The sequence below is a fragment of the Exiguobacterium sp. s16 genome, from assembly GCF_018618115.1.
GTDB lineage: Bacteria > Bacillota > Bacilli > Exiguobacteriales > Exiguobacteriaceae > Exiguobacterium > Exiguobacterium mexicanum_A.
This window is the reverse complement of sequence record NZ_JACSLM010000009.1, coordinates 51,395-72,447: the sequence shown is the minus strand read 5'-3', so window position 1 is coordinate 72,447 and position 21,053 is coordinate 51,395. Positions and strand designations below refer to the sequence as shown.

Genomic DNA, 21,053 nt, shown 5'->3' with positions numbered 1-21,053 from the left:
GACTAGTCTGGGCATATGACGGGAATAGATGACAATATCTGAGTGTGAAAAGGAGAATGTGCTTTGATGGATACAGTCATGTTAATCGTCAACCCATCGTCTGGGAAAGAGTTAGGGAAAGAACACGCCGCGGCAGCGGAGGAAGTCTTACGTGAGCGTTACGGGAACGTCGATGTCCGGTTCACGGAGAAAGCTGACGATGCCACCCATTTCGCAAAAGAAGCGGCATCGAAACAATATAAAGCCGTCATCGCGATGGGTGGCGACGGGACGTTGAACGAGGCCGTCACCGGTCTCGCCGAAGCCGACCATCGTCCTGATTTCGGCATCATCCCGCTCGGTACCGTCAACGACCTCGCCCGCGCCCTCGGCGTCCCGAGCGATCCCGCAGATGCCATCGAGGCGCTCAAGACGGCGCAACCGACACCGATGGATATCGGCAAATACGAGAACGGCTACTTCATGAACGTCATCGCCATCGGGCTCATCGCCGAGGCCGTCGACGAGGTCAGTGTCGAGGAGAAAACGAAATGGGGCCCGTTCGCCTACTTGATCGAAGGCATCAAAGCGTTCCGCGAACATAGCCCGTATGCGCTGTCGGTCCAAGCCGATGAGCACACGTTCGACGGAGACGCCTATTTGGTCGTCATCGCCCTCACGAACTCGGTCGGCGGGTTTGAGAACTTTGAACCGGACGCTGAGTTGAACGATGGCTTGCTTCATGTCTACTTATTTGAAAACCTCGGCTTCAAAGACGCGGTCCAACTCGCACCGGCCCTGTTCACCGGCAAGTTGAAAGAAACGGACAGCGTCACGTCGTTTACGACGAAACGCGTGCATGTCGACTCACCAGAATCGCTTCCCGTCAATGCCGACGGCGACACGGGTGGTCAGCTGCCGCTCACGTTTGAAGTACTCCCGAGTCATTTGAACGTTTTGAAGCCGGTCGATTGAAACAAGGATTTTCCCCCTTAAACGCGAAAGAGTGTCACGGAAAGGAGGGGAAAGGATGACCATCTCGCTCGTCCCTTTACAGGAAGCGTCGAACGCCATCGTCGCAACGTTCAACCGTTGGAACAACGACCCGACAATCGTCCATTTGATTCGTCCCGTCCGCTCGGAGGAAGAACTCGCCGCCGAACATCACATGACGGTCGAGGACTTGACGGACCGTCTCCGGACCCATGACATCTTCCTCATCTACGCAGATGACGTGCTCGTCGGTGAGGTGAATATCATCTTTGATGCCCCGCATCTGTACGACAACGAACGCGGAAGCGCCTGGCTCGGACTCGTGATTGGAGAGCCGACCGGTCGCGGGAGAGGTGTCGGTACAACGGCCCTCGCCCTGTTAGAAGAACGACTGCGTGCACAAAATGTGCCTCGCATCGAGCTCGGTGTGTTTGGGTTCAATGAAGCGGCTCATCACCTTTATCGAAAGGTCGGCTACACGGAGATTGCCCGCATCGAGGCGTTCACCTATTGGGACGGTCGATTTTGGCCGGATATCCGAATGGAAAAACGATTGGACTGAAAAAACCTTCCTCAGGAATGAGGAAGGTTTTTTGTCAGTTGTTCAAGTTTTCGACTTCGACGACGCGGAACCCTTTTTGTTCGAGTTTCGCGACGATTTTGTCTTTCTTCGGCTCGTCGCAATCAGGCGGCAACGTGATCAATACCCGGCGCAAGACTTTACTCTTGGCATCGAGCGTCATGAGACTGGCAATCGATGAGTATTTGCTGATGATTTTCGTAATCTTCTCAAGCGCCCCCGCTTGCTCACTGAGTGCGATTGTGACGACATAACTCCCCGTGTCACGACTCCATGCCTCTTCGAGCATGCCGAGCATCTTCCCGTGCGGCAAAATCCCGTAGAATTCGTTGCTCTCATCTTTCAAGACCGCGATATACGGTAATTCTTTGATCGAGAAGAACACTTTGAAGAAACCGTCCGATTCATGGACGTACTTTTGCGTGTTCTTGATGAGCTCCATGACGTTGTCGTCTAGGCTCGCCCCACTCATCCCGTGGCGATAAATATGCATTTTATAGATATTACCGCGGAAAAACGTTCCCGTCTCATCGAGCACAGGGACACAGCGGTAGCCTGTCTTTTCGAGCGTGTCGAGCGCCTCGCGTAATGTCGCCTTTTCACTGATTGTGACGACATCTTTCTTCGGAATGCATAAGCTATGCACTAACATGCGGTTTTCCTCCTAGCCAATTGAAAGTGGTCTACACCCTATTCATTACTATTCCCCAAATATGATTGAAATCCTGCCATCAATTTTCGAAACTTATTCCGGCGCGAAAACGACCTCGGAATTTGTCGTAGCGTCAAAAAGTCGTTATAGTGAAACTATCCAAACAGACAAAGGGGATTGAACGACTATGACAATGAAAAAAGCGTTAACGATCGCTGGCTCGGATACGAGCGGCGGTGCAGGCATCCAGGCTGATTTGAAGACGATGGAAGAGCTCGGTGTTTACGGGATGACCGCACTCACGGTCATCGTGGCTCAAGACCCGCATAACGCGTGGCACCACGAAGTATTCCCGATCGACACGACGTTGATCGAGAAACAAATCGATACGGTCCTCGCCGGAATCGGTGTCGATGCCGTCAAGACAGGCATGCTCCCGACGCCAGAGATCATCGAACTCGCCGCTCGTAAAATTAAAGAATACGGCATCCAGAACGCGGTCGTTGACCCGGTCATGGCTTGTAAAGGTGCAGACGAGATTCTCAACCCGGACGTCGCGGTCGCGATGCGCAAGCACCTCGTACCGGTCGCTAAAATCATCACACCGAACTTGTTCGAGGCGCGCATGCTCGCAGGTCTCGATAAAACACCTTCGACGATGGATGAAATCAAAGAAGCTGCTCGTTTGATCCATGAGCTCGGCGCTGAGATTGTCATCGTCAAAGTCGGCGGCAAGCTCGGGTTTGATACAGCATTCGACGTGCTTTACGACGGTAACGAGTATCGTCTCCTTGAGAGCGAGAAAATCGAGCCTGCCTTCACACATGGCGGCGGCTGCACGTTCTCGTCAGCGATCGCGGCCTCACTCGCGAACGGTCACTCGGTCGACGAGGCCATCCAAATCGGAAAAGAGTTTATCACTGAAGCGGTCCGTCACTCGTTCCGCCTCAACCAATACGTTGGCCCGACGAACCATACCGGTTACCGTAAAAAACTAGCAACACAATCTTAACGGGTGGCCCGGGACGTATGTCTCGGGTCATCGTTTCCATTGGAGGGAACCGCGTGAAATCGATTCAACCTACAACTATCCAGACATACTTGGACGCGCATGTATCCATGCCGCTCTATGTCCACGTCGAGACGACGAACGGGGCGTATGCGACGCATAACGACCCTGACTTTCATAACGCCGGCATGTTCATCCGCAACGTCGTCATCGAATACAGCATCGGCCAAATCAAAGGCAACGGTCCATATCGGGTCGGCTTGAAGCTCGATCACGGTTGGCTTTACGTCGAAGGATTGACCGATTACGAACAGCATGGGGACCAGCTCCTGCTCGCCGGTCATGACCGGCTCGGTCGCCTCGCCTGCGCCTTACACTTAGATATCAAACCGCTCCCACAAGGAGCCTCGGAGGTGGAAAGCCAATGAATGGACCGTTACTCGTTATTTTTCCGCATCCTGATGATGAAGCGTTCAGCTCGGCCGGGACGATCATCCAACACCATAAGAACGGCTTCCCGGTCACGTACGTCTGTCTGACGCTCGGTGAGATGGGCCGCAATATGGGCTCGCCGATTTTCACAACACGGGAAGAGTTGCCGAAGATTCGCAAGCATGAGCTCGAGGAAGCATGTGCCGTCATGGGCATCGACGACCTCCGCATGTGGGGACTCCGTGATAAGACCGTCGAGTTCGAAGACGAAGCGGAACTCGCTGGACGGTTCAGCGCGTTAATCGAAGAAGTGAAACCGGCCCGCGTCATTTCCTTCTACCCGGGCTACGCCGTCCATCCCGACCATGAGGCGACAGCACGAGCGGTCGTTCGAGCGCTCCAAGAGATGGATGAAGCGAGTCGTCCAGAGTTTTTAGGCGTCGCCTTTGACCATCGCACCGAAGCGGAACTCGGAAAACCGCACGTCCTCATCGAAGTCGGCGACGAGAGTGCCGCGAAACGCGAGGCGTTGCTCGCCCACCGCTCTCAGACGGAAGGATTGCTGCGGGCCATCGACAACGCAGAAAACGCCCACGTCATGGAGTTACTCCAACGCGAGCGCTTCTATCACTATCCGTTCTCATGATTCGTAAGCGAGACGTGTCATGTACAAGAGTGCACCGACAGCCCCGAGGCCGATCAACGTTCCCAATACGACAACGATATGTTCCATGTTCTCACCTCTACTTGGTTATACGAACTTGATGGATCATTGGTTTCAAAGCGCATGTGCTGACATGCGCTTTTTTTCTTAGAAGTACAAGAAGTAAATGACAGCCGCCAACGCGATGCGATATATGGCGAACGGCGTCAATTTGACTTTATTGATCAGCTTCAAGAAGAACTTGATCGACAACAGCGCGAATAAGAACGCGCTAATGAATCCGACGACGAAGACCGGGAGGGTCGCCATCGTGAAGTACTCCCATTTGCTGTAGAGCGAGAGCGCACTAGCACCGAACATAATCGGTACGGCCATGATGAACGTGAAGTCCGCCGCGGCCCGGTGACTCATCCCTAAGAGGACACCGCCCGATATGGTCGACCCTGAGCGTGAAAAGCCCGGCCAGAGCGAGAAACATTGAATCAAGCCGACACCGAGCGCCTGCTTATACGAAATCTCATCGAGCGTTGCTGTCGTCTGACGCTTCACGCCTGACAAATCGGCGGCAATCATGAAGAACGCGCCGATGACGAGCCCGATCAAGACCGTCTTGATTGAAAACAAGTGTGTGTCGATGTAATCCTCGAACATCAACCCGAGCACAGCGGCCGGGAGCAGCCCAATCAAAATATGTAACACATTCAATTTGTTCGTCGGCCCGCTGTTACGAATCGCTAGCAATTCTTTCGGGTTCAGTAACTCCTTGAACCGACTTCGAAACACGACGATGACCGCTAAAATCGAACCGAGCTGAATCACGATTTTAAACGTGTTCGCGACCTCTTGACCGAGGAAGCTGCTCGAATTGAGCCATAGGTCGTCCACAAGAATCATGTGCCCTGTCGACGAGACCGGGGCGAACTCTGTCATCCCTTCGACGACCCCTAACAAAAATCCAATCAGTAACTCATACCATTCCATCGTCTGTCTCCTACTCCAGTATTGTTTCTTATCATACACGGTTGCTTCTCCGCCCGCCTCGGTCTTGAGGCGTAAAAAAAGGATGCTCGCTTAAGCATCCTTTTTCCAAGTAACGAATATGATGAGCAATTGATGCATACAAACGACGATTCCAATCCATAAAAAGGCAACGAAGAGCGTCATACCGGCCCCGATCACAAACACTAGTCCGATGAGGATGATACTAACGTGCAGCAACATCGAGACGGATGACTCGGTCGTCGCCCGGATGACAGACGGGACACGGTGATGCAACGCCCCGAGATAGAGCGGTTCGACGATGCCGATAAGAAACGCCATGCCTGCCATCCAGACGAGTCCGACTTGTCCTGGGAAAAAGCCGAGAATGACAAAACCGAGACCGATGCCCCAACCGATTCCGTGCAACCAACGATCGACCGTCGTGATGTGTAACAGGACCGGGGCGAGCAGTTGCCCTGGTATTTGAATGAGCAACAGCACAGTCGAAATCATTCCGAACCAATAGATGGGAACTTCGACGTCACGGGCGTACAGCTGCCAAAACTCATCGATGAAGTTGAACGCACCGATTGTCACGATGAACACCGACGACAAGGCAAGTAGCTGGTGGTCGTGCCACACGAAGCGAAAACCTGCCCCGATATCCGCCCATGTCATTCGTTCCTCTGTCACGACTCGTCTCGGCTCGACAAGGCCGAGGCTACACGCTGTCGCGATAAACAAACTGACAATCGACAGCACATAGTTCAGTTCAAACGGTAAGCGTGTGGCCAGCAAGGCGCCGCTGATCGCCGCGAGAACGGCTGCAACGATTCCGATTACATTCAACCGGCCGACCCAGCGCTCGAACGCCTCCGTCTTCCCATCCTGTTCAAGCGTCTCATAGAGCAGTGCATTCTCCGCCCCGCTCCGGAGCGCCGCCCCAATGCCTGACAAGGCGATGGCTAAGGCGAAACCGCCGAACGAAAAGGACACAAGTAACACGACAAAGGAACCCCACTCGAGTGCAGTCCCGATTTGCAACAGACGTCGGCGTTCCAAGCGATCGGCTAACACCCCGGTCGGCACTTCGAGTATGACGACGAGGACGGCATAGAGCATTTCGAGATAGACGACTTCTTGCATCGTGATCGTCCGCGACTCCCAAAATAGACGCTCAATCGTGTAGGCCGGGACGAGTGCCTCGAACCAACGCATCCATCCAAGCAACGTAACGTTTCGACCGACTTAGCTAGGTGAGCGTGCTCGTTTCATCTAAATCTCCTCCTTATTCACCTATTCCCGATTGTACAAAAAAAGCCACGGAAAATTCCGTGGCCAGACGATTATTTGAGTAAGTTGAGCATCTCGCGATTGAACGCCGGGATGTCATCCGGTTGACGGCTTGTCACCAGCTGTTCTTGGCAGACGACGACTTCTTTGTCCGCATACTTCGCACCGGCATACTCCATGTCGACTTTAATCGACTTATAACCGGTTGCATCGCGGCCTTCGAGCGTCTTCGCCGTAATCAACAGTTGTGGGCCGTGACAGATAGCGAACACAGGTTTCTTCGCGTCCATGAACGCTTTCGCGAATTGAACGAATCGCTCGTCTTCACGTAACAAGTCGGGTGAGAACCCACCTGGTAACAGCAACGCGTCGAAGTCTTCCGGCGACACGTCATCGATCGCTTTGTCGATCGTGACTTTCGACTCACCTTGTTTGCCTTCAACCGTGTTACCGGCTTTCTTTTCAATCGTGACAACTTCGTGCCCCGCTTCCACCAATGCGTCGCGTGGACCCGTGAACTCTACGTCTTCAAACATATCTGTGATTAGCGTTGCTACTTTTGCCATATTGAAAACACTCCCTCATTATTTTTATGCACATAAGGAGTATTCCACACCTAACCGGCCCATAAACATTCAACGAAACTTCGAGACGTACGGATTGGCTCGTTCGAAGAAGCGGTACGGGTAATCGCGTGCTTCGCCCGTATTTGGAATCCCGATGCGTGGACCGGCCTCGATTTCCGGGATGGCACTCCCTTCAACGATATAAAGCGGCTCATGTTGGAGCGAATGTCCGTATAGGTCCATCGTGATGCCAAGCGCTTTCGTCAGCTTTCCAGGTCCATTCGTCTGGTCGAATCGCTTGATGCCGGGACGATTCGCCTCAATGATGCCCTGTCCTTCAATCGGCTCGATGGCCCGAATGAGGACGGCTTCCGGCGTGCCGACCGGACCACTCACGACATTGAGCAGCGTGTGTGTATGCATCTGATACGTGTAAACGTGTCCCGGCAACCCGAACATGACCTCGGTTCGATTCGTCCGTCTGCCGCCAAAACTGTGGGCCGCCCGGTCGATGGCGCCAAGGTAAGCCTCCGTCTCGACGATCTTCCCGACGATTTGACCGTCAAAATGGTCGTGGACGAGATAATGGCCGAGCAGCGACCGGGCCAGTTCGAGCGTTGGTTGTTCGTAAAATGATGGATCGAGTCGTTTCATCGTTATCCCTCCTCCGGTTTATTTTCTCAAATGAAGGTGGAAAGACACAAAAAAGATGCCCTGAACGATTCAGGACATCCGTTACATTATGATGCGATCCGCATCGCCTCACGCTGCTTCCCCAACTTCACATATCCGAGAATGATCGAGAAGATCGGGCTGAGCCAGAGGAAGAAGGCGAACGGTGCGTATTCGAGTACCGGCACGCCGAGCGTGGCCGCAAAGAACGCACCCGACACGCCCCATGGGATGAGCGGGTTGATGACCGTCCCGCCGTCTTCGAGGGCACGTGACAAGTAACGGGGATCGATGCCGCGATCGATAAACCCTTGCTTGAACGCTTGACCTGGGAGCAAGATTGACAAATACTGTTCGCCAGCGAGCAAGTTGACGCCGATCGAGCTGAGGACGACCGACAAGACCGAGCTGCCCGGTGATTTCAATCGTTCGAGCAAAGCATCGACGATCGCTTGGAATACGCCGAGCTCACGGAGCAAGCCACCGAACGCGAGCGCAATCAAGACGAGACTGACCGACCAGAGCATCGACTCGAGTCCGCCACGATCGAGCACAGCTGCAATCGTCTCGTTCTCGACGCCCGACTTGAACCCGGCCTGCATGACACCGAACCAGTTTGTGACGTTCCAGTTGCCTTGAACGAAACCAGCCGTCAACACCCCGGCGAACATCCCGACGAGCATCGTCGGCAACACCGGCATGCGGCGGAACGCAAGCACCGCGACGAGAACCGGCGCGAGTAGCGTCAACCAAGACAAATTGAATCGTCCAGCGAGTGCCGCCTGCGCTTCCGCGATTTGCGTCGTATCGGCCGCTTGACCGCTCCGACCGAGAAGCGTGAGCAAGACGAGGGTGATGAGGATGGCCGGTACGGTCGTCCCCATCATAAAGCGGATATGGTCGAACAGTTTGACACCAGCCACGGCCGGTGCGAAGTTCGTCGTATCCGAGAGCGGACTCATCTTGTCGCCGAAGAGTGCACCCGAAACGATGGCCCCGGCCGCGAGCGCCGGAGAAATCCCGAGCGCCATCCCGATTCCGAACAAGGCGATCCCGACCGTACCGACTGTCGTGAAGGCACTACCCGTGAACGACGAGACGATCATCGTGATGAGCAGGACGCTCGGCAAGAACCATTGTGCTGAAATTGTATCTAAACCGATGGAGAGGATTGTCGCCACCGTGCCAGACATTTGCCATACGCCAATTAACATCCCGATGAGCAGTAAAATCAAGACCGGCATGATGGCTTCACGAATCCCGCTCATCATCGCCGCTTCGATTCGTTTGAAATCACGCGTCCGATGATACGCGTAACCCCCTATTAATACCATTGTGCCAAAGATCGCCATATGTGGCGTCGCTTTGGCCAAAAACATCAGTGCGAGCAGGGAAATCCCGCTCATCAGCACGACGAATACAGCCTCTTTTCCTTTCATCTGCATCGACGTCCCCTCCTTTCAGTTCCATTATTTTTTACCTAACCGCTTAAACGCTTTTATGCGCGAAAGTGTTTCAGTGATGTTCTTTACTATACCTGCTTCTCTTTTCCCTGTCAAACGTCTTTTTATGGTAAAGTAAACGCTCGAGGGTGACCTCCGGAGTTCGTAACCTCCTCCGACATCAAAACTAGCGAAAAAGGAAGTGTGCACGTTGCAACACGAAAAAGCATTGGTCGTCTTTAGCGGCGGTCAAGATTCAACCACCTGCCTATTTTGGGCAAAACAACAATTCTCTCATGTGGAAGCGGTGACGTTCGCCTATGGGCAACGCCATGACGCGGAAATCGAGGTCGCAAAAGAAATCGCGGCCGAACTTGAGGTCCCGCACCACGTCCTCGACTTGTCCTTACTTGGACAACTCACCTCTAATGCGCTCACGAGACATGATCTCGATATCGACAATGCGGACGTCCCAAACACGTTCGTCGATGGACGCAATCACTTATTCTTATCCTTTGCGGCCGTTATGGCCAAACAGCTCGGGATGCATCACATCGTCACCGGTGTATGTGAGACCGACTTCTCCGGTTACCCGGATTGCCGGGACCAGTTCGTCAAATCCTTGAACGTGACGCTCAACTTGGCGATGGACTATCCGTTCGTCATCGATACACCGCTCATGTGGCTCGACAAAAAGCAGACGTGGGAACTCGCGGACCGTCTCGGTGCGTTCGATTACGTCAAAGAACGGACGCTCACGTGCTATAACGGCATCCTCGGATCAGGTTGCGGCGAATGCCCGGCTTGCGTACTCCGTCAAAACGGCCTCGCCGCTTATGAGGAGGTGCGCGTATGAAACACGCTCCATTCCTCGCCCCGACGAGTGTTGAAGCTAAACAGGATGGCTCGCTCATCTACTGTCCGCACCGCGTCCAAATCGTCAAAGAAGTGACGTTCGACGCCGCTCATCACTTGTTCGATTATGACGGCAAATGCCGTGCGCTACACGGACATACGTATAAATTGCAAATGGGCATCAGCGGATTTTTAGACAACCGTGGCATGACGCTCGACTTTGGCGACCTGAAAGCCATCTTTAAAGAAGAACTCGAACCATACCTCGACCATCGTTATTTGAATGAGTCGTTACCTTATATGAACACGACTGCTGAAAACATGTGCTACTGGATTTTCGAGCAGCTCGCCAAACACTTGCCTGACGAGCGCGACGTCCGCGTCGAATTCGTCAAACTGTACGAGACACCGACGTCGTACGCCGAGTTCCGCCGCGAATGGTTGGTGGACTGATGAAAATCCCTGTCCTCGAAGTGTTCGGCCCGACGTTTCAAGGGGAAGGCCGCGCCATCGGACAAAAGACGATGTTCGTCCGGACCGCGGGTTGCGATTATCGCTGTTCATGGTGCGACTCTGCCTTCACATGGGACGGCTCGGAGAAACCCGACATGCTCACAGCCGACGAAATCATCGAACGGCTCGACGCGCTCGGTGTGTATGACTACGTCACCATCTCAGGAGGCAACCCGCTCCTCATCGCCGCGATGAAAGAACTCGTAGCGAAATTGAAGGCGCGTGACGTCAAGCTCGCCGTCGAGACGCAAGGCAGTCGCTATCAAGACTGGCTGTCTGACATCGACGACGTGACGCTCAGCCCGAAACCACCTTCTTCCGGCATGACGACCGACTGGGAGAAACTCGACGCCATCGTCGAACGGCTGCGCCCCGAACAGATGACGTTCAAAGTCGCCGTCTTCGATGAGCTCGACCTCGCCTATGCGAAATCGGTCCAGACGCGCTATACGCCGGACGTCATGTACTTATCGGCCGGCAATCCTGAGCCCGGTGCGGACGGTGACATCACCGACGCCCAGCTTCGTCGCTTGAAAGAACTATGGGAGGACGTCGCCCGTGACCCGTCATGGCAAAGCGTCCGTGTCCTGCCACAACTGCACACATTACTGTACGCCAACGAACGTGGCGTCTAAGGAGAATACTCATGAGACCAGAAGACTTACAAGACTTGTCGCTCCTCGGACAGAAGAGCGTCCCCTACATTTTTGAATACACACCGGACGTCCTCGAGGCGTTCCCGAACCGTCACCCGGAGAACGACTACTTCGTGAAGTTCAACGCCCCGGAGTTCACGTCACTCTGCCCGATCACGAACCAACCGGACTTCGCGACGATTTACATCTCATACATCCCGGACGAGAAGCTCGTCGAGTCGAAATCGCTCAAGCTGTACTTGTTCAGCTTCCGCAACCACGGCGATTTCCATGAGAACTGCATCAACGTCATCGGAAAAGACCTCGTCAAGTTGATGGAGCCACGCTATCTCGAAGTGTGGGGCAAGTTCACGCCCCGCGGCGGCATCTCGATCGACCCGTACTACAACTATGGCAAGCCGGGCACGAAATACGAAAAAATGGCGGAACATCGTTTGTTCAACCACGACTTGTATCCTGAGACGGTCGACAACCGTTAAATCAAAAAGTAGGCGCTCAACGGGAGCGCCTACTTCTTTTTATAGCGATTAATTTGTCGTTTAATCGGTTCGCGGAACACCGTCGCGACGAGCGTCAGGACGACTAAGACGACGAGGGCGAGGATGATTAGCTTAAAGTCTCCGCTCGCGATGCTGCTGCCGAGGAAGTTGTTGGCGAACGCACCCGGAATCATCCCGACCGTGGTCGCGAAGACATAACCCGGAAGTCTCACTTTTGCGAGCCCTGAGGCGTAGCTGACCAAGTCAAAGTTCACGAGCGGAATCAAGCGTAAAATCAACACGTAGAAGAACCCGTCTTCTTCAATTTTATGCTGCACCTTCTCATAGTTGCTCGTCTCAAAATGGTGGAGAAAGCGGTCACCGAAGCGAATCGCGATATAGTAAGCGACGAGCGCGCTGAGCGTGGCCCCGATGACCGTATAGACGACACCAGGCAGCGTCCCGAACGCCAATCCACCGGCGACGGACAAGACCGACGTCGGAAATAAAATCAACGGGCGAACGGTGAACAGTAAAATATACACGAGCGGGGCGAGCCAACCGAATTGAACGATATAATCGCGAATCTCACCCGGTCGCAAGTCGATCCACTGATAAAGGAACGTCGCGGTACCGAAGACGAGCAAGACGATGGCAATGATCCATTGCGTTTTCCACTTGTTCATCGGTCGACCTCCTCTCTTTCTTCCATCATATCGCCTCACCTCGAAAAAGTAACGCCTTCCTTTTTTTAGGAATCGCAGTATGGTACGGTTAAAAAAAGCAGAAGGAGGAATCCCTATGTACTTGGCAGATGCCATCAAGTTGAAACACCTGCTTCTGAAGCAGATTGATCAGTTGCTCGAAGAAGTCGAACGCGTCGCATTCATCGAACTCGAGAAAGATGAACCGCTCCCAACGATCCAGTCCCGCTCACTCGAGGACATCGAAGTCGAACTCGAGTCGATTCGGACCGACTTACGCCATCTCGACCGCCTCGTCTGTGAAGCGAATCTGCATACCGTGATTGAGACGAACGATGGACCGCTCCCGCTCGTCGAAGCGATGGAGTTCGCGATTCAATTACGGGCCCAAGCCCGGATGTATCAGGACTTGGCCGAACGCCCGAAGCGCGAGTTCCGAACCGGGTACGGGGAAGGAAAGAACATCATCAAACACGCCCTCTATGACCCTGAGCTGTATCGGTTGAAAGCCCGTGACGTCGAGAAGCGGTCGAACCGCATCGCCAGCGCCATCGAGACGGCCAACTATCGGACCGAAATCGAGTTTGATGCAAGCCGTTATATGTAAGTAAAACGCGTCGGGAACGATCCCGACGCGTTTTACATATGATGATCGTGATGGTCATGATGGTGCGAGCTCGAACGACGACGCGGAGCCGGCTCGTCGGCAAACTTCTCCCCGTCTAAAATACCGAGCCGTTTGTATTGGCGATCGACCCGCTCTTTCGTCTCGTCGTGCACGTGCGGCGACTCCATGACCAAATGGTAACTACCGAGTGCGACCCGAAACGGTTCCATCTGTGTCCGTTCGACCGGGAACGACGTGACGTCCCGTAAGTAGTCAGCGAGCCGGTTCGCCGACTCGTCACTCGGATGGTCGGCCAAGTCTGAAGCGAACCGTTGCATGTCTTTCAATAGACTGTTCGTCTTCACTTGCTTACCGATGCCTCCAATAACAGCGAACACGATAATACCGATAATCAGGAAAAAGAATATCGGAAAAATGATTGGTACTCCACTAAAAAACGACTCCCCCATCCCTGTTGAATCGATGTATACTTCTTCCCCGAATGCAAACGTATGGACCATGATGTCTCCCCCTTTTTTCTATCATACGGACGTGAATCCATTTGGTTTCATCTACACGAAAAAACCGTGGCATGTGCCACGGCTCTTCGGTCAGTTCAATTGTTTCTCCATCATGATGCGAGGCTCGTGATCCTCTGTATACGCCCCCATAATGTCGTAGCCACACAACAGGTTCAAGATGATGACCCCTTTATTCGTGTTGCGCGCCTTCGTTCGAATCGAATGGAACCCTTGTGCTTTCACCCACTCGAGTTGCGTGTCCATCAGCTTGCGGCCGATACCATGCTTTTGAAACTCGGGGTGGACGCCGCCGGCCCAGCTGTAAAAGCGGTATGGCTCGGCCTCATAACCGATTTTGAAGCCAACGAGCCGGTCGTCTGAGAACGCGAGCAACACGAGCGGGTTCGCATGACGATACAGCCGTTCTTTAAAACGCAGTTGATCGATGTCCCCGTAAAGCGTGCGGTACAGGTTAAAGAATTCCTCTTCGTAGTCTTTGAAATTCGTCGTCACATCTTTCACGATAAATGAACTGGTCGTACTCATCTTTCCATCCCCTTTCAGTATATGGACAAGTTATTCGTACGCCTGTACCTTTCGCCGTTTACTCCGTTTTTCCTGTCTCACGCGCAAAAGCGGTCAAACCTTTTTGCTTATACACACCGAGCGACCGCTTCGGAAGGCTCTTTACCATCCAATTCTTTAAGATGCGCTGCTTGTCTTCCACCTTCAGTCCATATCCGTCCGTCACGACATGGCGCGCCCGCGTCGTCACATCGTACAACGAGATGGCGGCAGCGACAGAGATGTTCAAACTTTGGACGTATCCTTGCATCGGAATCAAGTAATTGCCGTCTGCCTTGGCGAGCGCTCGTTCCGATACGCCGTGATGTTCGTTCCCGAACAAGAGCACGGTCGGTTTTGACACATCGATGTCCTCAAGTGGGACCGCCTCTTCACTGAGTGCCGTCGCGAGCACTTGGTAACCGTCCGCCTTCAACCGATCGATTGCGTCCTCGATCGAAGGATGTTCGACCACGTCGACCCAGCGATCGGCGCTTTTGGCGATAATCGAGTTCGGCTTGAACTTGGCCCGTCCCTCGACGACGTGCAACGTCTGGACACCGAACGCGTCCGCCGAACGGAGCACGGCCGACTGATTGTGCGGGTCATCGACCCCTTCCGTCAAAATCGTGATATGGTTCGTCCGTAACTCTAGCACTTCCTGCATACGCTTGACGCGGTCGGGCATCAACATGCTGTACAGCAGTCGATCCTCTTCTAATAACAGGCCCGACTGCAACAATTCATCGAGTAATGCCGCTTGCTCTTCTTTTGATAATGCCGATGTTGTCTGTCTCCATCCCATCGTTCTCGCCCCTTTCAACCTTTAGTATTGTAGCGAGATTCGTTCCGACTGACAAGCTAAGTGAGAAACGAGTCGAATATCCTCTCGTTATGAAAATCCATGAAAATTAGGAAAACGGTTGCACAAAGTTATGCAATCGATTACAATTATCTATGCAAGCGATTGCATTGACAGTCGCCATAGACAGATAAAAAGTTCCGTACAGGAAGGAAGCGTATAGCATGAAACAACTCATCTCGTTCGACTTTTGGCAGAAACTCGGTAAGGCCTTAATGGTCGTCATCGCCGTCATGCCGGCCGCAGGTCTCATGATCTCGATCGGTAAATTGATTGGCATGTCAGCCGGAGACGTCAGCATCTTGCTCACGACGGCACGCATCATCGAAGACCTCGGTTGGGGAATCATCGTCAACTTACATATCTTATTCGCGGTCGCCATCGGTGGTTCATGGGCGAAAGACAAAGCCGGCGGCGCGTTCGCTGCACTCATCGCCTTTATCTTGATCAACCGTGTCACAGGCGCCATCTTCGGCGTCAACGGAGCGATGCTCCAAGACCCGGAAGCGACAGTCCAGTCTCTCTTCGGGGCTGACCTTGTCGTCGCCGACTACTTCACATCTGTACTCGGTTCACCAGCACTCAACATGGGTGTCTTCGTCGGGATCATCGCCGGTTTCCTTGGTGGAGCCCTTTATAACAAGTTCTATAACTTCAACAAATTGCCGAACGCCCTCTCGTTCTTCAACGGGAAGCGCTTCGTGCCATTCGTCGTCATTCTCGGTTCGGTCGTTGCCGCCATCGCGTTGTCCATCATTTGGCCGACGATTCAAGGTGCGCTCAACAGCTTTGGTGAATGGATTGCGACGTCACGCAACACGGCACCAGTTCTCGCGCCGTTCATCTACGGTGCGCTCGAACGTCTCCTCTTGCCGTTCGGCCTTCACCACATGCTCACTGTGCCGATGAACTACACGGAACTCGGTGGCACGTACACGATTTTGACAGGTGCGACAGCCGGTTCGGTCGTTGCGGGTCAAGATCCGCTCTGGTTGGCTTGGGTCACAGACCTCGTTAACCTGCGCGCCGCTGGTGATACAGCTGCTTACAACGCCTTGCTCGCTGACGTCGTACCGGCCCGCTTCAAAGTCGGTCAAGTCATCTTGTCATTCGCTGCCTTGATTGGTGCCGCTTACGCGATGTACCGCAACGTCGACGAAGACAAGAAAGCACAATACAAGCCAATGTTCTTGTCGGCTGGTCTCGCCGTCTTCTTGACGGGTGTCACAGAACCGATCGAATTCATGTTCATGTTCGTCGCTCCAGTCCTTTACGTCGTCTACGCGCTTTTGGCCGGTGCCGCCTTCGCTTTAGCGGATGTCATCGACCTTCGTGTCCACGCGTTCGGTGCGATTGAATTGCTCACACGCATCCCGATGATTGTCAAAGCGGGACTGTTACAAGACTTGATTAACTTCTTCCTCGTCTCGGCTGCCTTCTTCTTCTTGAACTTCGGTGTGTTCAACTTCTTCATCAAGAAGATGAACCTTCCGACGCCAGGTCGTAACGGGAACTATATGGAAGAAGTGACAGAGAAATCGACTGTGACAGGCAACGAGCAGGTCATGGGGATTATCGCTCTACTCGGTGGGGAAGAGAACATCGAAGACGTCGATGCCTGCATGACGCGTCTCCGTGTCACAGTCAAAGACATGTCGCTCGTCTCAGAAGAGAGCGAATGGAAAAAGAACGGCGCCATGGGTCTCATCTTGAAAGACCGCGGTGTCCAAGCAATCTACGGCCCGAAAGCCGACGTATTGAAGTCTGATATTCAAGACGTCATCGGTGCATAATCAACAGGCCAGCTCGTACGAGTTGGCCTGTTTTTTCTAAAGGAGGACTATCGTGAATATTTTAACGCTGAACTGTCACGCCTGGTTAGAGGACCGTCAACAAGAGAAAATCGACTCGATCGTTGAACGGATCGCGAGCGAGGAATATGACATCATCGCACTCCAAGAAGTGAATCAACATAAAGAGGCCCCACTCATCGACGGCTTGATTCGAGAGAACAACTTCGCCTATGTGCTCGTCGAGCGTTTGAAAGAACAAGGCGTCGATTACTACATGACGTGGGACTTCGCCCATTATGGATACGACATCTACGAGGAGGGCGTCGCGATTTTATCGCGCACTCCGTTCGTGTCGACCGAGTCGTTCTTCGTCTCCCAGACGACCGACCCGAACGATTACAAATCTCGGAAAATCGTCAAGGCGGTCGTGGACGGCATGGACGCGCCGACGGCGATTTACTCCTGTCACCTCGGTTGGTGGCATGATGCCGATGAACCGGTGCGCCATCAGCTCGATGAACTGTTGCGCCGCGTCGAGGACGACGACCGCGCCTTGCTGCTCGGTGACTTCAATAACGACGCCTTCATCCGTGGCGAAGGGTACGACTACTTGATTGAGCACGGTCTCCAAGATTTGTTCCATTTGGCGACCGAGCGTGAAGGCGATGCGACCGTCCAAGGCAAGATTGCCGGCTGGGACGAGAACAAGCAGGCGCTTCGCATCGACTTGATGCTGACGAACGCCCCGATCCACGTCTCACGCCATGCCGTCGTCTTTGACGGCGAGAACGGTCCGATCGTCTCTGATCATGCCGGTGTTGAAGCAACGGCATTTTGGCGGTAAATGGCACCCTTTTCTTTTCCTCACGGAAGGGAAAAGGGTTTTGCTTTGCGTGGAAATCCTGTATGGTTGAAAACGACTGAAGTCTAACAACCTTGAACGAAAGAAGTGATTTTATTTTGACGACTACCCCATCGCTCAGTCGGACCGACTGGACGCTTATCTTATCGCTCGCCTTGCTCACGTTCGTGCTCGGGACGAGTGAATTTGTCATCGTCGGGATTTTACCCGATATCGCCGACGGCCTATCGATTTCGATTGCCACGGCCGGAACGCTCGTCTCGGCGTTCGCGATCACCTTCGCCATCGGGACCCCGCTGACGATGTCACTGACGAGCCATTTGCCGAAACGAAAACTGATGCTTACGCTCACCGCTGCGTTCATCGTCTTTAACTTGTTCAGCAGCCTCGCTCCGACGTACGGGATATTGCTCGTGCTCCGGATGATGACCGCCGTCGTGACGGGCGTGCTCATCTCGCTCGCCATGCTCGTCGCCAGTGAATCGGTTCCAACCGGGAAGCGCGGCATCGCTGTCTCATTCATTTTCGGCGGTTTCACGATGGCCAACGTATTCGGCGTCCCGCTCGGTACGTTCATCGGCCAACGCGCCGGATGGGAAACGACATTCCTGTTGACGACCGCTTTAGGCGTCGTCGCATTTCTCGCCGTCTACCGTGTCGTCCCGAGTCAGTTGACGAGCGTCAAGACGTCGATTGCCGATCAGTTGCGCCTCTTGACGAACCCGCGGATTTTAATCGCGTTCTTCATCCCGGCGTTCGGTTTCGGCGCAACGTACGTCGTCTATACGTATCTCGTCCCGATTTTGAAAGGCGTGCTCGGCGTCCCTATCGCTTGGGTCAGTCCAATCCTGTTCGCTTACGGATTCATCTCGATCTTCAGCAACATGGCGGCCGGGAAAATCGCCAGCCATAATCCGATTGGACGGCTTCGGTTCGTCTTTCTCGTCCAAGCGTTCGTGTTGGCGGCCTTGTATGTGACGACCTCGAGCGTGACGCTCGGCCTCATCAATATCGCGCTCATGTCGTTCATGGCGATTCTGCTCACGACATCGACGCAAATCTATTTGATCGACTTGGCCGAGAAGTTCAATCCGGACGCCAAAGGCCTCGCCTCCTCGCTCATGCCGGTCGCGAGCAACGTCGGGATCGGAATGGGCTCGGCGCTTGGTGGTCTTGTCTATGCCAACGCACCCGTGATGACCCTCGCCATCGTCGGCGGCGCCGTCGCGCTCGTGACAGCCTTGCTGACAGCGGTCAGTCATAAGCTCGACCAACGTTAAAACAGCGTGCCCCATCATGTGGGCACGCTGTTTTCATAACCAATCCAAGATTTGATCGATCGTCTCGTCGAGTTGTTGTTTGGCGCTGAGCGGGCTATCGTTATCTCCGTCCTGCGGGCCGTACATCCCGAAGTTGGCGTGATTGCCGTCTTTGATTTGATGAAAGACGGCGTCATCCGGGACATTGTCACGGCTCGCCTCGATATCGCTCTCGTTCGCGAGACCGTCGATTTCCCCAGAGACGGACAAGACACGTAAATCGCTGTCCGCCATCGAACTGATCGGATACGAGGCGAGGAAGATGACCCCGTCGATTTGCTCCTCGTGTTCGAGCGCGTAACCAGACGCGGCCGAACCGCCGAGTGAATGCCCCCCGACGACCCAACGTTCGATATCCGGGTGGGCGGCGATGATATCTTCTGCTGCATCGATATCTGCTATCCCGAGATTCAAGCGCAACGATGGGATGGCGACGAAGACACCTTCTTCTGCCAGTCTGGTGCCATAGTAAGCGTACGCCTCTTTCTCGACTTTCGCCCCAGGATACAAGATGAACCCAACCTCGCTGTCCGTCTGCCCGAACTCGAGACGATTGTCCACTTCCCTCGCCTCAGCCGCGTAACCGCGCGCTTCTTCCGTCGGTCCGTACGTCAGTTGCGTCCACACGAGGAAGCCGATGATGGCGACCAACATGACTCCTAATAGACTGAGGCCAATCCACTTCAGTTTTTTCTTCATTATATACCTCCATTTGCATCCACTTCCCCGTCACGGTACACTAGTATTAAAAAAGGGAAATACCAGGGGGACACCATGACCAAAAGTTCTGTAACCACGACGATTCAGTGGTTTATTTTTATTTTAGCTACAAACATTGTACCACCGCTCTCAATCGCCGCCTTATTTGAACTGTCGCCAGGCGAGACGATGACGTTCATCTCACGTTCACTGTTCGTCTTCGCACTCTTCAGCATTATCCAAACGCTGCTCGGCCACCGCCTGCCAATCTTAGAAGGACCAGCCGGGATTTGGTGGGGCGTGTTCACACTCTATGCCTCCATCGGTCCAGCACTTTATGGGAGCGGACAAGAGACGCTCCAAGCGCTCGGTTTCATGTTGTTCTTAAGTGGTGTGCTCGGTGTGGTCATGACTGTCACCGGCCTGTTGCGACGGATGCTGTCGTTGTTTACCCCGCAAGTCCTCGGCGTCTATATGATTTTGCTCGTGTTGCAATTGTCCGGCGCCGTCATCAAAGGCGGCTTCGGTGTGACCGAGGACGGCATCAACACAATCCAAGCCGTGGCGACGGCCGGCCTCGTCTTATTCGCGCTCACGCTCGAGCGGAGCCGGTTCAAGCAGTACGGCCTCGTCATGACGCTCATCGCCGGATTTTGGTTGTTCAACATGCTCGGCCTCGGGAACCCGATCGTCCGTTCCGAGTCATTTTTCCTCGTCCCTGAACTATTCCCGTTCGGAACGTGGGTGTGGGATTGGAACTTGCTCCCGACTGCGTTCGTCATCACGCTCCTGCTCATGACGAACGTCCTTGCCAATATCAAATTGATTGAGCGCATCGTCAGCTCGCGCGAGAAGCGTCAAATCGAAGGGAACGTCCCGGCATCCGGCGTTGTCAGCGGCATCAGCCAAATGGTCGCGGGCTTGTTCGGGACACCGGGACCGGTCGCCATCTCTGGGACAGCCGGCTTCCTGTCTTCGACTGAAAGTGTGCATCGCACGCCACACCTCATCGCCCATGCTTTGATGATGGTGCTCGCCCTCGTCGGTCCGTTCGTCTCGCTGATCGCAAGTATCCCAGCCGCTGTCGGATACGCCATCGTCACCCCGCTCATCGCGACGATGATTATCATCGGAATCAACGAGGCGGCGTTCGAATTGAACCAAAAGACGGCCTCACTCACTGTCGGTCTCCCGCTCGTCATTGGGGCCGGGGCGATGTTGCTCCCACCTGGGGCAATGAACGATTTGCCGCCGCTCTTGGCGACCGTGTTCTCGAACGGACTCGTCCTCGGAACGATCGTCGCCTTGACGACGGCCATTCTCAGCCGCATCAAAGACTAAAAAAACTGACCTCGA

General features: G+C 54.0%; 25 protein-coding genes. 14 read left to right on the top strand and 11 right to left on the bottom strand.

Annotated elements, in window-relative coordinates; all coding sequences use genetic code 11:
• Positions 1–66 precede the first annotated feature (66 nt).
• On the top strand, positions 67–954 hold the full coding sequence (locus KNP86_RS13405; RefSeq protein ID WP_214754896.1) for a diacylglycerol/lipid kinase family protein: 888 nt from the start codon (positions 67–69) through the stop codon (positions 952–954).
• A 55-nt stretch (positions 955–1,009) separates the two neighbouring features.
• Entirely contained in the window at positions 1,010–1,534 is a 525-nt protein-coding gene (locus KNP86_RS13400; protein WP_214754888.1) for a GNAT family N-acetyltransferase, read from the top strand.
• 34 nt (positions 1,535–1,568) lie between these two features.
• Here the strand turns inward: KNP86_RS13400 and cbpA are convergent, their stop codons facing one another.
• Positions 1,569–2,204, bottom strand: a complete 636-nt coding sequence (cbpA, locus tag KNP86_RS13395) for a cyclic di-AMP binding protein CbpA (protein ID WP_034780770.1) — start codon at positions 2,202–2,204, stop codon at positions 1,569–1,571.
• Positions 2,205–2,391: 187 nt separating this feature from the next.
• Here cbpA and pdxK point away from each other — a divergent pair, with 187 nt between their 5' ends.
• Genes pdxK through bshB2 form a run of 3 tightly spaced genes read left to right on the top strand, consistent with a single transcriptional unit; the run spans position 2,392 to position 4,291 of the window.
• Entirely contained in the window at positions 2,392–3,216 is an 825-nt protein-coding gene (gene pdxK / locus KNP86_RS13390; RefSeq protein WP_034780769.1) for a pyridoxine/pyridoxal/pyridoxamine kinase, read from the top strand.
• A 53-nt stretch (positions 3,217–3,269) separates the two neighbouring features.
• Positions 3,270–3,641, top strand: a complete 372-nt coding sequence (locus KNP86_RS13385) for a YojF family protein (RefSeq protein ID WP_034780768.1) — start codon at positions 3,270–3,272, stop codon at positions 3,639–3,641.
• Positions 3,638–4,291 (top strand): bacillithiol biosynthesis deacetylase BshB2, encoded by a 654-nt coding sequence (bshB2, locus tag KNP86_RS13380; protein WP_034780767.1) that lies wholly within the window; start codon positions 3,638–3,640, stop codon positions 4,289–4,291. Before KNP86_RS13385 ends, bshB2 begins: the two co-directional genes overlap by 4 nt.
• Positions 4,292–4,456: 165 nt before the next feature.
• Here the strand turns inward: bshB2 and KNP86_RS13375 are convergent, their stop codons facing one another.
• The 5 genes from KNP86_RS13375 to nhaC form a co-directional block, all read right to left on the bottom strand.
• Entirely contained in the window at positions 4,457–5,290 is an 834-nt protein-coding gene (locus tag KNP86_RS13375) for an undecaprenyl-diphosphate phosphatase (protein WP_214754886.1), read from the bottom strand.
• Between the two features lie 90 nt (positions 5,291–5,380).
• Positions 5,381–6,508: an MFS transporter gene (locus KNP86_RS13370; RefSeq protein ID WP_214754884.1), complete on the bottom strand. Its 1,128-nt coding sequence runs from the start codon at positions 6,506–6,508 to the stop codon at positions 5,381–5,383.
• Between the two features lie 128 nt (positions 6,509–6,636).
• Positions 6,637–7,149: a type 1 glutamine amidotransferase domain-containing protein gene (locus KNP86_RS13365; protein WP_214754882.1), complete on the bottom strand. Its 513-nt coding sequence runs from the start codon at positions 7,147–7,149 to the stop codon at positions 6,637–6,639.
• Between the two features lie 69 nt (positions 7,150–7,218).
• Positions 7,219–7,803: a DNA-3-methyladenine glycosylase gene (locus tag KNP86_RS13360; RefSeq protein ID WP_214754880.1), complete on the bottom strand. Its 585-nt coding sequence runs from the start codon at positions 7,801–7,803 to the stop codon at positions 7,219–7,221.
• 86 nt (positions 7,804–7,889) lie between these two features.
• On the bottom strand, positions 7,890–9,266 hold the full coding sequence (gene nhaC, locus KNP86_RS13355) for a Na+/H+ antiporter NhaC (RefSeq protein ID WP_214754878.1): 1,377 nt from the start codon (positions 9,264–9,266) through the stop codon (positions 7,890–7,892).
• A gap of 208 nt (positions 9,267–9,474) precedes the next feature.
• Here nhaC and queC point away from each other — a divergent pair, with 208 nt between their 5' ends.
• Genes queC through queF form a run of 4 tightly spaced genes read left to right on the top strand, consistent with a single transcriptional unit; the run spans position 9,475 to position 11,766 of the window.
• Complete coding sequence (gene queC, locus KNP86_RS13350) at positions 9,475–10,119, top strand: 7-cyano-7-deazaguanine synthase QueC (RefSeq protein ID WP_214754876.1); 645 nt, start codon at positions 9,475–9,477, stop codon at positions 10,117–10,119.
• Entirely contained in the window at positions 10,116–10,571 is a 456-nt protein-coding gene (queD, locus tag KNP86_RS13345) for a 6-carboxytetrahydropterin synthase QueD (RefSeq protein ID WP_128123127.1), read from the top strand. The genes queC and queD overlap by 4 nt, the downstream gene beginning before the upstream one ends.
• Positions 10,571–11,266: a 7-carboxy-7-deazaguanine synthase QueE gene (gene queE, locus KNP86_RS13340; RefSeq protein WP_236355772.1), complete on the top strand. Its 696-nt coding sequence runs from the start codon at positions 10,571–10,573 to the stop codon at positions 11,264–11,266. Before queD ends, queE begins: the two co-directional genes overlap by 1 nt.
• A gap of 11 nt (positions 11,267–11,277) precedes the next feature.
• On the top strand, positions 11,278–11,766 hold the full coding sequence (gene queF / locus KNP86_RS13335) for a preQ(1) synthase (RefSeq protein ID WP_015880473.1): 489 nt from the start codon (positions 11,278–11,280) through the stop codon (positions 11,764–11,766).
• A gap of 29 nt (positions 11,767–11,795) precedes the next feature.
• Here queF and KNP86_RS13330 read toward each other — a convergent pair whose 3' ends face one another.
• Positions 11,796–12,452 carry a TVP38/TMEM64 family protein gene (locus tag KNP86_RS13330; protein WP_214754874.1) on the bottom strand — a complete coding sequence of 219 codons (657 nt, stop codon included), beginning with the start codon at positions 12,450–12,452 and terminating at the stop codon, positions 11,796–11,798.
• Between the two features lie 115 nt (positions 12,453–12,567).
• On the opposite strand from KNP86_RS13330, the gene KNP86_RS13325 reads away from it, so the two are divergent.
• Positions 12,568–13,077, top strand: a complete 510-nt coding sequence (locus tag KNP86_RS13325) for a hypothetical protein (protein WP_214754872.1) — start codon at positions 12,568–12,570, stop codon at positions 13,075–13,077.
• A gap of 32 nt (positions 13,078–13,109) precedes the next feature.
• On the opposite strand, the gene KNP86_RS13320 is transcribed toward KNP86_RS13325, so the two are convergent.
• The 3 genes from KNP86_RS13320 to KNP86_RS13310 all read right to left on the bottom strand — a co-directional run bounded on the left by KNP86_RS13320 (position 13,110) and on the right by KNP86_RS13310 (position 14,967).
• Positions 13,110–13,598 (bottom strand): hypothetical protein, encoded by a 489-nt coding sequence (locus KNP86_RS13320; protein ID WP_214754870.1) that lies wholly within the window; start codon positions 13,596–13,598, stop codon positions 13,110–13,112.
• Between the two features lie 90 nt (positions 13,599–13,688).
• On the bottom strand, positions 13,689–14,144 hold the full coding sequence (locus tag KNP86_RS13315; protein WP_251130527.1) for a GNAT family N-acetyltransferase: 456 nt from the start codon (positions 14,142–14,144) through the stop codon (positions 13,689–13,691).
• 58 nt (positions 14,145–14,202) lie between these two features.
• Positions 14,203–14,967: a TrmH family RNA methyltransferase gene (locus tag KNP86_RS13310; protein ID WP_114164885.1), complete on the bottom strand. Its 765-nt coding sequence runs from the start codon at positions 14,965–14,967 to the stop codon at positions 14,203–14,205.
• A 221-nt stretch (positions 14,968–15,188) separates the two neighbouring features.
• On the opposite strand from KNP86_RS13310, the gene KNP86_RS13305 reads away from it, so the two are divergent.
• The 3 genes from KNP86_RS13305 to KNP86_RS13295 all read left to right on the top strand — a co-directional run bounded on the left by KNP86_RS13305 (position 15,189) and on the right by KNP86_RS13295 (position 18,959).
• Complete coding sequence (locus KNP86_RS13305; protein ID WP_034780743.1) at positions 15,189–16,817, top strand: PTS transporter subunit IIBC; 1,629 nt, start codon at positions 15,189–15,191, stop codon at positions 16,815–16,817.
• A 52-nt stretch (positions 16,818–16,869) separates the two neighbouring features.
• Positions 16,870–17,661, top strand: coding sequence for an endonuclease/exonuclease/phosphatase family protein (locus KNP86_RS13300; protein WP_029596278.1), 792 nt, complete (start codon positions 16,870–16,872; stop codon positions 17,659–17,661).
• A 116-nt stretch (positions 17,662–17,777) separates the two neighbouring features.
• Positions 17,778–18,959: an MFS transporter gene (locus tag KNP86_RS13295; protein ID WP_251130526.1), complete on the top strand. Its 1,182-nt coding sequence runs from the start codon at positions 17,778–17,780 to the stop codon at positions 18,957–18,959.
• A 33-nt stretch (positions 18,960–18,992) separates the two neighbouring features.
• Here the strand turns inward: KNP86_RS13295 and KNP86_RS13290 are convergent, their stop codons facing one another.
• Positions 18,993–19,697 (bottom strand): alpha/beta family hydrolase, encoded by a 705-nt coding sequence (locus KNP86_RS13290; protein ID WP_034780739.1) that lies wholly within the window; start codon positions 19,695–19,697, stop codon positions 18,993–18,995.
• Between the two features lie 75 nt (positions 19,698–19,772).
• Between KNP86_RS13290 and KNP86_RS13285 the strand changes: the two genes are divergently transcribed.
• Positions 19,773–21,038, top strand: coding sequence for a purine/pyrimidine permease (locus KNP86_RS13285; RefSeq protein ID WP_034780737.1), 1,266 nt, complete (start codon positions 19,773–19,775; stop codon positions 21,036–21,038).
• Positions 21,039–21,053 lie beyond the last annotated feature (15 nt).

Excerpts from the sequence above, each read along its gene's own strand:
- KNP86_RS13405 (WP_214754896.1), top strand. The coding sequence starts at position 67 with ATGGATACAGTCATGTTAATCGTCAACCCATCGTCTGGGAAAGAGTTA.
- KNP86_RS13400 (WP_214754888.1), top strand. The coding sequence starts at position 1,010 with ATGACCATCTCGCTCGTCCCTTTACAGGAAGCGTCGAACGCCATCGTC.
- cbpA (WP_034780770.1), bottom strand. The coding sequence starts at position 2,204 with ATGTTAGTGCATAGCTTATGCATTCCGAAGAAAGATGTCGTCACAATC.
- pdxK (WP_034780769.1), top strand. The coding sequence starts at position 2,392 with ATGACAATGAAAAAAGCGTTAACGATCGCTGGCTCGGATACGAGCGGC.
- bshB2 (WP_034780767.1), top strand. The coding sequence starts at position 3,638 with ATGAATGGACCGTTACTCGTTATTTTTCCGCATCCTGATGATGAAGCG.
- KNP86_RS13375 (WP_214754886.1), bottom strand. The coding sequence starts at position 5,290 with ATGGAATGGTATGAGTTACTGATTGGATTTTTGTTAGGGGTCGTCGAA.
- KNP86_RS13370 (WP_214754884.1), bottom strand. The coding sequence starts at position 6,508 with ATGCGTTGGTTCGAGGCACTCGTCCCGGCCTACACGATTGAGCGTCTA.
- KNP86_RS13365 (WP_214754882.1), bottom strand. The coding sequence starts at position 7,149 with ATGGCAAAAGTAGCAACGCTAATCACAGATATGTTTGAAGACGTAGAG.
- KNP86_RS13360 (WP_214754880.1), bottom strand. The coding sequence starts at position 7,803 with ATGAAACGACTCGATCCATCATTTTACGAACAACCAACGCTCGAACTG.
- nhaC (WP_214754878.1), bottom strand. The coding sequence starts at position 9,266 with ATGCAGATGAAAGGAAAAGAGGCTGTATTCGTCGTGCTGATGAGCGGG.
- queD (WP_128123127.1), top strand. The coding sequence starts at position 10,116 with ATGAAACACGCTCCATTCCTCGCCCCGACGAGTGTTGAAGCTAAACAG.
- queE (WP_236355772.1), top strand. The coding sequence starts at position 10,571 with ATGAAAATCCCTGTCCTCGAAGTGTTCGGCCCGACGTTTCAAGGGGAA.
- queF (WP_015880473.1), top strand. The coding sequence starts at position 11,278 with ATGAGACCAGAAGACTTACAAGACTTGTCGCTCCTCGGACAGAAGAGC.
- KNP86_RS13330 (WP_214754874.1), bottom strand. The coding sequence starts at position 12,452 with ATGAACAAGTGGAAAACGCAATGGATCATTGCCATCGTCTTGCTCGTC.
- KNP86_RS13325 (WP_214754872.1), top strand. The coding sequence starts at position 12,568 with ATGTACTTGGCAGATGCCATCAAGTTGAAACACCTGCTTCTGAAGCAG.
- KNP86_RS13320 (WP_214754870.1), bottom strand. The coding sequence starts at position 13,598 with ATGGTCCATACGTTTGCATTCGGGGAAGAAGTATACATCGATTCAACA.
- KNP86_RS13315 (WP_251130527.1), bottom strand. The coding sequence starts at position 14,144 with ATGAGTACGACCAGTTCATTTATCGTGAAAGATGTGACGACGAATTTC.
- KNP86_RS13310 (WP_114164885.1), bottom strand. The coding sequence starts at position 14,967 with ATGGGATGGAGACAGACAACATCGGCATTATCAAAAGAAGAGCAAGCG.
- KNP86_RS13305 (WP_034780743.1), top strand. The coding sequence starts at position 15,189 with ATGAAACAACTCATCTCGTTCGACTTTTGGCAGAAACTCGGTAAGGCC.
- KNP86_RS13290 (WP_034780739.1), bottom strand. The coding sequence starts at position 19,697 with ATGAAGAAAAAACTGAAGTGGATTGGCCTCAGTCTATTAGGAGTCATG.
- KNP86_RS13285 (WP_034780737.1), top strand. The coding sequence starts at position 19,773 with ATGACCAAAAGTTCTGTAACCACGACGATTCAGTGGTTTATTTTTATT.